The sequence below is a fragment of the Rathayibacter sp. SW19 genome (assembly GCF_030866825.1).
In the GTDB taxonomy this organism is placed as follows: domain Bacteria; phylum Actinomycetota; class Actinomycetes; order Actinomycetales; family Microbacteriaceae; genus Rathayibacter_A; species Rathayibacter_A soli.
Map to the genome: position 1 here is coordinate 3,858,788 of NZ_CP133020.1, position 12,310 is coordinate 3,871,097.

Consider the following 12,310-nt stretch of genomic DNA (forward strand, 5'->3'; position numbering starts at 1 on the left):
TGACCGCCTCGCCGCAGGATGCGCACAGTACGGGCGAAATAAGCACCCGGTGAGTCGTGCGCAGCCACTTTTTGCCGCCTCCGAAACAATCGTCCAGCGACTGTCTCGCGTCAGAAATCGATATGAGCCCAAACAACGCCACGGTAGACCCAGCGTCGAAAGCCACAAATACCCTGAAACTGGGGCAGGCCGTGTTGTCTATCCCGCCAGTGGGTCGCCCCTCGACTTCGCTCAGCGACCAGTCTCCGCGACCGTACACTGAATCCATGTCTGTGTCCGATCTCACGAACACGGCTCAGGACTACCTCAAGGTGATCTGGGCGGCGACGGAGTGGACCCCGACTCCGATCACCGTGAAGCAGCTCGCCGAGCGGATGGGCGTGCGGGCAGCCACCGTCTCAGACGGCATCCGCCGCCTGGCCGAGCAGGGCATGCTGGAACACGAGCCCTATGGCAGCATCGAGCTGACCGCAACCGGTCGCGCCCATGCGATCGCAATGGTGCGCCGCCATCGCCTGATAGAGACCTTCCTTGTCGAGACGCTCGGCTACGGCTGGGACGAGGTGCACGACGAGGCCGAGATTCTCGAGCACGCCGTCTCCGACACGCTGATCGACCGCATCGATGCGGCACTCGGGCGCCCAGCGCGCGACCCGCATGGTGACCCCATCCCGACCGCGGGCGGCGATCCGCGCCGGCCCGACGCCGTGCAGCTGCGCGCAGCCGAGACCGGTGCGCCTCTCATCGTCGCGCGAATTTCGGATGCCGACCCCGCCGTGCTGCGCTATCTCGCGGACAAAGGCATCCGCGTGGATGCACGACTGTCCGTTGCGGAGCATCGCCCGTTCGCGGGCGACGTCACCGTGCACCTCGAGGGGCCCGGCGAGACGATCGAGCTGGGCGAGCGCGCATCCGATGCGGTGTGGGTGTCTGCATTCAGTGCGCGATCAGCAACACGATCAAGGCCCCGTTGAGCACGACGATCAGGCCGGCAGAGACCCAGGCGGCGACCCGCGTCCACCAGGCGTCGACGTGCACGCCCATCACGCGGGCGTCGCCGGTCAGTCGGATCAGTGGGATGATCGCGAACGGAATGCCGAGACTCAGGAACACCTGGCTGAGCACGAGAGCCCAGGTGGGTTCGATGCCGATCCCGAGAATGATCAAGGCCGGGATCAGCGTGACGACGCGGCGCACCAACAGCGGGATGCGCACCTTCAACAGGCCGGACATGATGATCGCGCCCGCGTAACTGCCGACTGAGGTCGATGCGAGGCCGGATGCCAGCAGCCCGACCGCGAAGATCGCCCCGATCGCGGGCCCCAGGCTCGCTGTGATCGCGGCGTGCGCACCCTCGATCGTGCTGGTATCGATGCCGGATGCGCCTCCGCCGCTCAGGCTCGCGGCCGCCAGCAACAACATGGCGACATTGACCGCGCCGGCGATGACCAGGGCGATCAGAACATCCCATCGGCTGGCGCGCACCAGACGCTTCAGCCGCCCCACATCGTTCGAGGCGCCGTGCCGGTCGCGCGCGAGCGACGAGTGCAGGTAGATGGCGTGCGGCATCACGGTGGCGCCGAGCATGCTCGCCGCCAGCAGCACGGTTTCCGGTCCGTTGAAGCGCGGCAACAGCCCGCCCGCTGCCGCCGACCAGTCAACGGGGCTCACGAACAATCCGGCGACGAAGCCGATCGTAATGATCGCGAGCAGCGCCATGATCACGCCCTCGAACGAGCGCTGGCCCCGGCGGGACTGCACCGCCAGCAGCAGCATCGACACGATGCCCACGATCACGCCGCCCACGATGAGCGGCAACCCGAACAGCAGGTTCAGCGCGACGGCGCCGCCGATCACCTCAGCGATGTCCGTCGCTGCAGCGACGGCCTCAGCCTGCAGCCAGAATGCGCGGCGCCCCCGGGTGCCGAGCCGCTCCCCGATGAGTTCTGGCAGTGTGCGACCGGTGACCAGACCAAGCTTGGACGATTGGTACTGCACCAGCATCGCCATCGCATTGGCGGCGACGAGCACCCAGACCAGCAGGTAGCCGAAGCGGGCGCCCGCTGTGATGTTGGCGGCGACGTTGCCCGGATCCACGTAGGCGATCGAGGCGACGAACGCGGGGCCGAGCAGGAACAGCATCCGCTTGCTGGGGCGTCGTCGACCCTCACGCGTTCGCGACTGAAGCTCGAGGGCCATTCGCTTCTTTCATGCAGGCGGGTATAACTGCTTTGTTAGACTAGCCTAACACCGCTGGCCGTTGAGCGAAGCCGAAGCACGGACACCGGTCGCTGCCCTTCGACACGGCCGCGAGCGGCCTGCTCAGGAACCGCGCTGTAGCCGAAGCGCGGACACCGGTCGCTGAGCGAAGCCGAAGCGCCACAGTGCGGGGAGCCCTTCGGCTGCGCTCAGGGAACGAGCGGCCTTTCGCTCAGGGAACGAGCGGCTTCGCTCAGGAAACGGTCGTGACCTGTTCCGCATAGAGCCGCGAGTACACGCCACCCGCACCGAGCAGCTCGAGGTGCGTGCCGCGTTCGATGATGTGCCCGCCGTCGACGACGAAGATCACATCAGCTGAGACGATCGTGGTCAGCCGGTGGGCGATTGCGATGGTCGTGCGACCACGGGATGCCGTGTCGAGCGCGGCCTGGACAACCCGTTCCGAGATCGTGTCCAGCGCGCTCGTGGCTTCATCCAAGATCAACACGGCCGGATCTTTCAACAGAACGCGCGCGATGGCGATCCGTTGTTTCTCCCCTCCGGAGAGCCGGTATCCTCGCTCGCCAACGAGCGTGTCGTAGCCATCGGGGAACGATGCGATCGTGTCGTGGATGTTAGCGGCACGCGCGGCGGCCTCGAGTTCTTCATCGGTCGCATCCGTCTTCGCATACCGCAGATTCTCGGCGATGCTCGCGTGAAAGAGGTATGTCTCCTGGCTGACGACGCCGATGTGCGAGACCAGTGACTGCTGCTGCAGGTGGCGCACATCCGTCCCGGCGAACAGCACGCGGCCGCTGGACGCCTCGTAGAATCGCGGGATCAGATAGGACACGGTCGTCTTGCCCGCACCGCTGGGTCCGACGAAGGCGGCGAATTGCCCGGGTTCGATCGCGAAGGAGACTCCGTCAAGGGTTGCGCGCTCGCTCGCACGCGCATCCGGATAGCGGAAAACGACGTCGTCGAATGCGACGCTGCCCAACGCGGCACCGGCTGACGAGCCGGCGACCGCGGCGACAGGCACGGCATCCGGGGCATCCGTGATTGCCGGCTTCAGGTCGAGATATTCGAAGATGCGCGCGAACAGCGCGCCCGAAGTCTGCAGGTCAAGCGCGACGCGCATCAGACCCATCAGCGGGAACAGCAAGCGTGCCTGCACCGTCGTGAACGCCACGATCGTGCCGGCAGTGACATCTGTCGCGCCGCCGTTGACCAGCCATCCGGCCACGAGATAGACGATCGCCGGGATGCTGGACAAGAAGATCTGCACCATCGCGAAGAACCACTGCCCGCTCATCGACTGGCGCACCTGGAGGTGCACCTGATTGTCGTTCTCGCCGGAGTAACGCTCGGTCTCGGCATCCTGCTTGTTGAAGCTCTTCGACAGCAGGATGCCGGAAACGGACAGTGTCTCCTGAGTGATCGCGGTCATGTCGGACAGGGACTCCTGCGTGGCCGTCGCGATCCGCGCACGCACTTGGCCGACCCGCCGCTGTGCAATCACCAGGATCGGCATCAGGATGACGGCGATGACGGTCAACTGCCAGTTCAACAGCAGCATCGCGACGAATGCGGCGATGACGGTCACGGTGTTGCCGAGCACGCTCGAGACGGTGTTCGTGAGCACGCTGGCGACACCCCCGACATCGTTCTGCAGTCGGGACTGGATAACGCCGGTCTTCGTGCGGGTGAAGAAGCTCAGCTCCATCGACTGAAGGTGGCTGAACAGCTTGACGCGCATCGTGCCCATCACCTTGTTGCCGACCGTCGCGGTCAGGTAGGTCTGCCACACCCCGAGCAGGGCGGATGCGATGTAGATCGCGATCATCGCGACCACCAGTTCGATCAAACGCGGCAGATCCGGGTGTCCGCTCTTCGGGAACAACCCCTGGTCGAACGTCTGTTGGGTCAACAGCGGTGGGACCACGGACAGCGCGGCGCCGATCAAGACGAGCACGACGGTGGTGATCAGCGCCGGTTTGTGCGGTGAGAACAACCCCCCGATCCGACGCAGGAGGTGCGGGATCTTCGGCGCCCCAGCGTTCAATGCTCGCTGGGCCCGCACATCGCCACCGCTGACCCGACCACGAGGACCCGCCCCGGCCTGCGCACGTCCCGCTCCGCCGCGACCGCCGCCGCCAGCACCGCCACCGGCGCCATGCATTCCGCTCATCTTGAGAGCCTATGCCTGCCCTACCCGCGCGGCCGGCCGTTCCGCTCCTGGCGAATGCAAGCGTGTGCTGCAAGCGATTAACGTAAGCGCTTGCAGTGTGACTCGGATTGCCGTACCTTCGTTTCAGGCGATTTGTTCCGCACCCGGAGACACGCACGAAGGGCGCTGCGGAACCGGCCCGTCGGTCCGTCGAATTCATCGGCCGGCCGACTCGCGATCCGGCATTCTCGTCGGGTCGCCTTTGAGACTCAATGAGGAGGAAACATGCGGAAACCCTTGCGCCGCCACGTCCTAGTACCGCTGTCCGTGGTGGCCATCACCGGTCTCGCGCTCGCGGGATGCTCGAGTTCGCCGAGCGGCTCCGGCAGCAGCACGGGCGGCCATCAAACAGTCACGATCTACGGCGCAGACACCTCGTCGGAAGCCACACAGCTTGCGTCGTCCTGGAGTGCGTGGGCGGCGAAGAACAACATCACCATCCAGTACAACGGTGACAAGAACTTCACGACCAACATCGCCACCAAGATCCAGGGCAACTCGTTGCCGGACATCGCGATGTTCCCACAGCCGGGGTTGCTTGCGGCGGCCATTGCAACGGGCAAGGTCATGCCCATCGACTCGGCGACGCAGAGCAACGTCAAGAACAACTTCTCGGCTGACTGGCAAGGCTACGTCACGAACAAGGGCAAGATGTACGGCACGCCGCTCGATGCGAGCGTCAAAGGCTATGTCTGGTACTCGCCGGCGCAGTTCAAGACCTGGGGCATCACGCTGCCGAAGACCTATGACGAACTCATGACAGACACCGCGACGATCGAGCAAAAGACGGGCAAACCACCGTGGTGTGCCGGTTTCAACTCGGGCACGGCGTCCGGCTGGCCTGGGGCCGACCAGCTCGCCGAGATGGTGTTGTCGTCGGCCGGACCCAAGGTGTACGACACCTGGGTCTCGGGCAAGACCCAGTTCACCGACCCGGCGATCGGCAAAGCCTTCGATCTGCTCGGCCAGATTCTGCAGAACCCGAAGTACGTGAACGCCGGATTCGGCAACATCGCATCGATCAACTCGACAGCATTCGGTGACGTCGCAACACCGCTTGCAAGCGGCGCGTGCGCGATGACGAACCAGGCGACGTTCCTCGAGGCGTCGTTCTCCACCACCAAGACCGCAGCCGGTGCCGTTCCGAAGGTCGGCCCTGACGGTGACATCTGGGCATTCCCACTGCCGGCGGTCAAGGCCGGCGAGAATGCGGTAACCGGTGGCGGTGACTTCGCTGCAGCGTTCAACAACAACGCAGCCACTCAGAAGGTCATGGAATACCTCTCAAGTGCCGATTGGGCCAACAGTCTGATCACCGTCAAGGATGCATCGTTCATCAGCGCCAACAAGGGCGTTGATGCAACCAAGGCTGCGGACCCGCTGCTCCAGAGCGCGATCAAGACGCTGCAGGATCCGAACACCACATTCCGGTTCGGCGCGGACGACGCCATGCCGAACGTCGTTGAGAACGCATTCTGGGCGGGCATGGTGTCCTGGATCAACGCAACTCCGACGGCGACGGTGCAGCAGCAGATCCAAGCCGCGTGGGCATCCGCCGGATAGCAGTCGGGCGCAGCTGAGAAGCTGCGCGCAAGGCGAGGGTCGCCCTGTCTGCTGACCAAACCTGCAGGCCTGGCGACCCCGCCCTCCACACGACCACACCATCCACCTGTAACTCCACCGACAGTTGCACCGACAGCTCCACCGAAAGTTCCACACCGTTCTCTCCCCTGCGTTCCCACTGCGAAAGGGCCATCGATGTCCCAATTCTTCAACTGGCTGGCGGGATTGCCGCCGCTTGCGCAGATTCCCATCGTCGTTGCGGCATTCGCTGCGGTGATCGGCCTGGTGCTGTTCTTCGTCGAGATTGTTCCGCGGTCGGGGCGAGGCTACAGCTGGATGCGACTGGCCATCGCGGTGCTCGTCCCCGTCATCGTGATCCTGGTCCTGGGGGTCGAGGCAGGCGCCTACTGGGTGATCCTGCTCGGTGCGGTACTGGGCGGCGGGCTTTTCTGGCTCGACTTCCGGGCCAGGCAAGGCTCCGGCTATCTCCTCCAGTTATTCGGCTTCATGGCGCCGGCATTGATCCTGCTGTTGATCGGCATGGTCTATCCCACCGTTTCGACGTTCATCTCGGCGTTCATGAGCAATGACGGATCCCACTTCGTCGGGCTCGACAACTTCTTCTGGGTGTTCTCCCCCGGCAGCCAGGGCGGGCTGATCGCGGTCATCAACACGCTGGTCTGGGTGCTGATCGCGCCCGTGTTCGCTACCGCAATCGGGCTCGCCTACGCCGTGTTCGTCGACAAGAGCCGCGGCGAGAAGGTCCTCAAAGTCTTGATCTTCATGCCCGTGGCGATCTCGCTGGTCGGCGCATCGATCATCTGGAAGTTCTTCTACGACTTTCGCCAGGGCAATCAGATCGGCCTGCTGAACCAGGTGATGGAGTGGTTCGGGCTACCGCCGGTCAGCTGGTTGCAGAGCTACCCGGTCAACATGCTGCTGCTGATCGTCATCCTGATCTGGTCGCAAACCGGGTTCGCGATGGTCATCCTCTCCGCTGCGATCCGCAATGTGCCGCTGGAGCAGGTCGAGGCCGCCGAGCTCGACGGAACGAACGCCTGGCAGCGATTCTGGAACGTGACTGTCCCCGGCATCCGGCCGACCCTCATCGTGGTCTGGATCACCATCTCGATCACCTCGCTCAAGGTGTACGACATCATCGCCGCAACGACCGCCGGGCAGAACAACACGACGGTGCTCGCATACGACATGGTGACCCAATTCTCCCTGCTCCCGCCGCAGTCGGGGCATTCTGCGGTGCTGGCACTGATCATCTTCATCCTGGTCACACCGTTCATCATTTACAACGCTCATAACCTGAAGGTGCAGAGGGAAATCGGATGACTTCGACAACTGCAGACGCCCGGTCCGCACGCAAGGTAGCCGCTGACACCCGCAAGGGCGACGCATCTGCGCTGAAACACACCAAGCGACGCCTCACAAGCAGGGGTGCGACCATCGCCGCGCTCGTCATCGCCGTGCTGTGGACGCTTCCAACGTTCGGGCTGTTCGTATCATCGTTCCGTCCTGCTGCGGATATCAACACGTCTGGCTGGTGGACCGCGTTCGCCAATCCGCAATTCACACTCCAGAACTACATCGACACACTCAACTTCAACGACATCATCACCGTTGCCCAGTCGCTGATCAATTCGGTCACCATCACGATTCCGGCGACGATCATCCCGATCGTGCTGGCATCGTTAGCCGCCTACGGCTTCGCTTGGATCGACTTCAAGGGCAAGAATTTTCTGTTCCTGGCTGTCTTCGCCATGCAGGTCGTTCCCATTCAGATGGCTCTGGTACCGCTGCTGCGCCTTTACTCGAACGGGCTCGTGATCGGCGGGCTGCAGATCTTCCCCGGGATCGCCGCGAACAGCGCGACGGCGAGCTTCGCCGAAGTGTGGATCTCGCACAGCATCTTCGCCCTGCCGCTGGCGATCTTCATGCTGCACAACTCGATCGCCGCCATTCCGCGCGAAATCATCGAAGCCGCCAAGGTGGACGGCGCCGGCCACGGTCAGACGTTCCTGCGAGTGATCCTTCCGCTGTCGATGCCGGCGATCGCCGCATTCGCGATCTTCCAGTTCCTCTGGGTGTGGAACGACCTGTTGGTGGCGACGATCTTCACGTCGGGCCAGAATGCTCCGATCACAAAGCTGCTGGTCGACCTCTCTGGCACCTACGGCCAACAGTGGTACCTGCTGACTGCCGGCACGTTCCTGGCCATCATCGTGCCGTTGATCGTGTTCTTCTCACTCCAGCGATTCTTCGTTCGCGGGCTGTTGGCCGGGGCCACAAAGGGATAGCCATGTGCCACCCGTCCTCGCTGAACGGCGATGGTGTGGCCCGGCAAGCAAAACTGAGGCACGCTCGACACGCCGGACGCGCCCGCTCTATCTGGGATGATGAGGATCAGACAACAGCGACTGGGGCAGGCGCTGCGGCCCGAATCTCCGCGCAGATTCCGGGCCCGACAGCGACGTGGGGGTGGAAATGACCGGAATCGCCGATGTGGCGCGGGCCACGGGCGTGTCGACCGCGACAGTCTCGCGCGCGCTCCGCGGGCTGCCCAACGTCTCTGAGACGACGAGAAGCGCCATCCGCAGTGCCGCGGACGAGCTCGGCTACGTCGCGTCGTCCAGTGCGCGCGGCCTTGCCACGGGTCGAACTCTCGCCATGGGCGTCGTCGTGCCATCACTCAGTCGCTGGTTCTACACCACCGTGCTCGAGGGCATCGACGCCGAACTGCGAGCGGCGAGCTACGACACGATCCTGTTCAATCTCGGCGACCGCGGCGGCGACCGGGAACGCGTCTTCCACCGATCGATCCTTCGCAAGCGAACGGATGCCCTGATCGCGCTTTCCGTAGAATTCACCGCTGAAGAACGTCATCAGCTCGCCTCGTCCGGGCATCCGACGATCGTTGTCGGCGGATCCGTGAGCGGACTGCGCCACATCGGAATCGATGAGCGCAAAGCGGCCGCGGAAGCCACAACCCACCTGATCACGCTCGGTCACCGCAAGATCGCACACCTGGGCGGCCAGGGCGAGGCAGGGCTCAACCGTCGAGTGCCCGTCGGCCGGCGGAAAGGCTACGAACGTGCGCTTGCAGCATCCGGCCTGCGCTTGCGCCCGGAATGGCTGCTGCAGGGCGGTTTCAATCTGCCGGCCAGTCGGCGAGCCGTCGCTGCCCTCCTGAATTCGGATGCTGAGAATCCGACCGCGATCTTCGCCGGCTCCGATGAGATGGCGATCGGCGCGATCCTCGCGATCGGCGATCACGGCCTGAAGGTACCCGGAGACATCTCCGTGATCGGGATCGACGATTACGACCTGTCCGAGTCGTTCGGCCTGACGACGATTGCGCAGGACCCGTTCGGGCAAGGCGCGTTGGCCGCACGCATGATGCTCGACGAATTGGCTGGAAAGCCGCCACGCGCGACGTCCGTGCGCGCGGCGACGAAATTGGTCATACGCACGAGCACCGCGCCGCCACCCGCGTGACGCCATCGGCCACCAAAAGGACCCGCCGGTCGAGTAGCGCATGAGCGCAGCGAATACGCGTATCGAGACCCGACCCCGTACGGCGCAAGGCCCTTGGTCTCGATCCGCCTGCTCGCTTCGCTCGCGGGCTACTCGACCAGCGGTGCCGGTGGTCGAGTAGCGCATGAGCGCAGCGAATACGCATATCGAGACCCGACCCCGTACGGCGCAAGGCCCTTGGTCTCGATCCGCCTGCTCGCTTCGCTCGCGGGCTACTCGATCAGCGGTGCCGGTGGTCGAGTAGCGCATGAGCGCAGCGAATACGCGTATCGAGACCCAGCGCCGGTGGTGCTAGTTCGCGCCGGCGAGCGAAATCGCCTCGGCCTCTTCGAGCTCGTCCTCTTCGACGCCGTCGACCCGGCCCAGTGCCTTGCGGCCGACGATGATGACCACCATCGCGATCAGGATCGAGATGCCGCCGGCGAAATACGGTGCGGACGCGCCCAGCAGCACCGCAATCAGGGTAGCCCCGGGCGGGGCAATAGCTCCACCGATGAAGCGCACGCCGGAGTATGCGGATGACGCGACCGAACGTGGCAGGTCGGTTGCCTCCATCACCGACTCGGTGAACACGGTGTTCAGGATGCCGAGGAGCAGCCCGCCAACGACGACGCAGACGATGATGCTGGTCGCGGAGTTGGTGAGGAAACCCGCGACGATGAGATCTGCGGCCAGCAGCGGCAGTACCGTCCACAACACCCGTGTGCGCGGCAGTCGTCTGGTGAGTAAGGGAGCGCCCCACACTGACGAGACCGCGAGCGCGACACCCCAGCCGAAGAAGATGAAGCCGAGAGTCATCGCATCACCGAAGCCGACGCGCTCCAGGGCGAACGGTGTGTATGCCAGCAGCACGAAGAAGCCGATGTTGTAGAACAGGGCTGCCCCGGCCAGCGTGCCGAGCGCGGGATTCGCGAGCGCGCGGAACGGCGCCGAGAGCTTGGTGGGTGACGGGGGCTCCGGGTTCTTCCGCAGCATCACCACGATCGCGATGAAGCCGATCGCCATGAGCACGGCGGTACCGAAGAAGGGCCCTCGCCAACTGATGCCACCGAGCAGTCCGCCGAGCAACGGGCCGACGGCGATGCCGAGGCCGAGTGCCGCCTCATACAGGATGATCGCGCTGGAGGTCCCACCACTTGCCGCACCGACGATCGTCGCGAGCGCTGTCGAGATGAACAGCGCGTTGCCGAGCCCCCAGCCGGCTCGGAAGCCCATGATGGCATCCACGTTGGGGCTGAGCCCTGCCGCAGCTGCGAAGATGACGATCAGCGCGAGGCCGATCAGCAGCGTCTTCTTGGCGCCGATTCTGCTGGAAACCCAGCTGGTGAAGAACATCGCGACGCCGGTGACCAGTAGATAGGTCGTGAACAGCATCTCTGTCTCAGTCGGCGAAGCCTTCAAATCGCGGGCGATCGCCGGCAAGATGGGGTCCACGAGGCCGATACCCATGAATGCGATGACGCTCGCGAACGCCACCGCCCACACGGCCATCGGCTGTTTGAGGATCGATCCGCTGCCTTCGGTCCGCGGATGCGCGGTGTGCGCCTGTGCGGCCTGCGCACGCGCGGTCTGCGCCTGTGCGGTCTGGGTGTTCCGGGTCATCGAATGCTTTCGTTGTTGTGGGCGGGGTGCGTGTGCGACTGCGTCACGCGCGGGCGAACCAGTTCGATCGCCTGCCGGATGATGCGCGCCTGCTCGTCATCGACATCCGCAAATCGAGGCAGCAGAGCGGATGCGACGCCGGAGCGCCACTCGCGCAGCGCCGCGAGCCCTTTGCTCGAGAGGGCAAGTTGCCAGGCGCGGGCGTCGTCGGAGTCTGCGATGCGCTTGATCCAATCGCGTTCTACGAGGCCGCCGACGATCTTGGTCATCGTCGGCTGGGCGACCTGGCTGCACTCGGCGAGCTCACCGAGGCGCATCGGGCCGGACTCTTGCAGGACGCTGAGCGTGCGCCACGTGGCAATGGATTCTGGGTTGTTGGTTGCGCGACGCGCAAGACGAGTAAGCCGGGCCGCGACTTGGACGAGATCAGACAAGACACGGTGAAGATCTTCCGGCTCGTCACTCGACCCCCGCGTCGGGAGGGTGATCGGTTCGGTGAGCATTAGCTCATTGTTACATAGCCGTGCTATGTAACGCAAAATCCGTGGCGCCGACGGCACATGTTCGCGTCGCTATGCTGGTCGAGTGGCGAGTCCGGACGATATGGTGCGTGCAGTCTCCGCATCGATGCGTGAACACACGGGCAGGAGCACCGAAGAATGGGTCGCCGTCGTGGCCGATGCCGGTATCGATCCGATCGACCAGAAGGCGGTGCGCAGCTTCCTGAAATCGCAGTGGTCCCTCCCCCAGAACAGTCAGTGGGCGATCGCAGATGCCGCAGCCAGAGCAGCAGGCTGGCTACCTCCGACGGTCGAGGAATTCATCGACGCTCAGTTCAGCGGCGCGAAAGCCGCCCTACGTCCGATCTACGATGCGCTGGCGGCCGTTATCCTCGGGCAGGGCGACGACGTGCAGGCTGAGGGCCGCTCCACCTACATCCCATTCGTGCGCAAGCGGCAGTTCGCCGCGATTGCTGCCGCAACGCGCGCCCGCGTCGATCTGGGCTTGCGGTTCACGGATGCCCCCACCAGCGCACGCCTGATCCCGAGTGCGAACTTCGCGCAGGCATCCCATCGGGTCGGCCTGTCGTCGGCGGCGGAGGTCGACGAGGAGGTTCGCCGGCTCATTGCCATCGCCTACGCGCAGAACGGCTGAACCCCGCGCGCGAGG

General features: G+C 64.6%; 10 protein-coding genes. 6 read left to right on the top strand and 4 right to left on the bottom strand.

Annotated features, from left to right (window positions below; genetic code table 11):
* Positions 1-266 precede the first annotated feature (266 nt).
* Positions 267-974 (top strand): metal-dependent transcriptional regulator, encoded by a 708-nt coding sequence (locus QU604_RS17860; RefSeq protein WP_308465956.1) that lies wholly within the window; start codon positions 267-269, stop codon positions 972-974.
* On the opposite strand, the gene QU604_RS17865 is transcribed toward QU604_RS17860, so the two are convergent.
* Both QU604_RS17865 and QU604_RS17870 read right to left on the bottom strand, forming a co-directional pair.
* Positions 937-2,199, bottom strand: coding sequence for an Nramp family divalent metal transporter (locus QU604_RS17865; RefSeq protein WP_308465957.1), 1,263 nt, complete (start codon positions 2,197-2,199; stop codon positions 937-939). The two genes, QU604_RS17860 and QU604_RS17865, sit on opposite strands and share 38 nt — an antisense overlap.
* Before the next feature lie 253 nt (positions 2,200-2,452).
* Positions 2,453-4,381 (bottom strand): ABC transporter ATP-binding protein, encoded by a 1,929-nt coding sequence (locus tag QU604_RS17870; protein ID WP_308468967.1) that lies wholly within the window; start codon positions 4,379-4,381, stop codon positions 2,453-2,455.
* 273 nt (positions 4,382-4,654) lie between these two features.
* On the opposite strand from QU604_RS17870, the gene QU604_RS17875 reads away from it, so the two are divergent.
* The 4 genes from QU604_RS17875 to QU604_RS17890 all read left to right on the top strand — a co-directional run bounded on the left by QU604_RS17875 (position 4,655) and on the right by QU604_RS17890 (position 9,499).
* Positions 4,655-5,992: an ABC transporter substrate-binding protein gene (locus tag QU604_RS17875; protein WP_308465958.1), complete on the top strand. Its 1,338-nt coding sequence runs from the start codon at positions 4,655-4,657 to the stop codon at positions 5,990-5,992.
* Positions 5,993-6,187: 195 nt separating this feature from the next.
* A complete protein-coding gene (locus QU604_RS17880; protein ID WP_308465959.1) occupies positions 6,188-7,336 on the top strand; it encodes a carbohydrate ABC transporter permease in 1,149 nt (382 codons plus the stop codon).
* Positions 7,333-8,301: a carbohydrate ABC transporter permease gene (locus tag QU604_RS17885; protein WP_308465960.1), complete on the top strand. Its 969-nt coding sequence runs from the start codon at positions 7,333-7,335 to the stop codon at positions 8,299-8,301. Before QU604_RS17880 ends, QU604_RS17885 begins: the two co-directional genes overlap by 4 nt.
* A 187-nt stretch (positions 8,302-8,488) precedes the next feature.
* Entirely contained in the window at positions 8,489-9,499 is a 1,011-nt protein-coding gene (locus tag QU604_RS17890; protein ID WP_308465961.1) for a LacI family DNA-binding transcriptional regulator, read from the top strand.
* A 330-nt stretch (positions 9,500-9,829) separates the two neighbouring features.
* On the opposite strand, the gene QU604_RS17895 is transcribed toward QU604_RS17890, so the two are convergent.
* On the bottom strand, positions 9,830-11,029 hold the full coding sequence (locus QU604_RS17895) for an MFS transporter (RefSeq protein ID WP_308468968.1): 1,200 nt from the start codon (positions 11,027-11,029) through the stop codon (positions 9,830-9,832).
* Between the two features lie 107 nt (positions 11,030-11,136).
* On the bottom strand, positions 11,137-11,643 hold the full coding sequence (locus QU604_RS17900; RefSeq protein ID WP_308465962.1) for a MarR family winged helix-turn-helix transcriptional regulator: 507 nt from the start codon (positions 11,641-11,643) through the stop codon (positions 11,137-11,139).
* 82 nt (positions 11,644-11,725) lie between these two features.
* Between QU604_RS17900 and QU604_RS17905 the strand changes: the two genes are divergently transcribed.
* Complete coding sequence (locus QU604_RS17905; RefSeq protein WP_308465963.1) at positions 11,726-12,295, top strand: DUF5655 domain-containing protein; 570 nt, start codon at positions 11,726-11,728, stop codon at positions 12,293-12,295.
* Positions 12,296-12,310: the final 15 nt, after the last annotated feature.

Coding starts and splice junctions, on each gene's coding strand:
- QU604_RS17860 (WP_308465956.1), top strand. CDS start 267: ATGTCTGTGTCCGATCTCACGAACACGGCTCAGGACTACCTCAAGGTG.
- QU604_RS17865 (WP_308465957.1), bottom strand. CDS start 2,199: ATGGCCCTCGAGCTTCAGTCGCGAACGCGTGAGGGTCGACGACGCCCC.
- QU604_RS17870 (WP_308468967.1), bottom strand. CDS start 4,381: ATGCATGGCGCCGGTGGCGGTGCTGGCGGCGGCGGTCGCGGCGGAGCG.
- QU604_RS17875 (WP_308465958.1), top strand. CDS start 4,655: ATGCGGAAACCCTTGCGCCGCCACGTCCTAGTACCGCTGTCCGTGGTG.
- QU604_RS17880 (WP_308465959.1), top strand. CDS start 6,188: ATGTCCCAATTCTTCAACTGGCTGGCGGGATTGCCGCCGCTTGCGCAG.
- QU604_RS17885 (WP_308465960.1), top strand. CDS start 7,333: ATGACTTCGACAACTGCAGACGCCCGGTCCGCACGCAAGGTAGCCGCT.
- QU604_RS17890 (WP_308465961.1), top strand. CDS start 8,489: ATGACCGGAATCGCCGATGTGGCGCGGGCCACGGGCGTGTCGACCGCG.
- QU604_RS17895 (WP_308468968.1), bottom strand. CDS start 11,029: ATGGCCGTGTGGGCGGTGGCGTTCGCGAGCGTCATCGCATTCATGGGT.
- QU604_RS17900 (WP_308465962.1), bottom strand. CDS start 11,643: ATGCTCACCGAACCGATCACCCTCCCGACGCGGGGGTCGAGTGACGAG.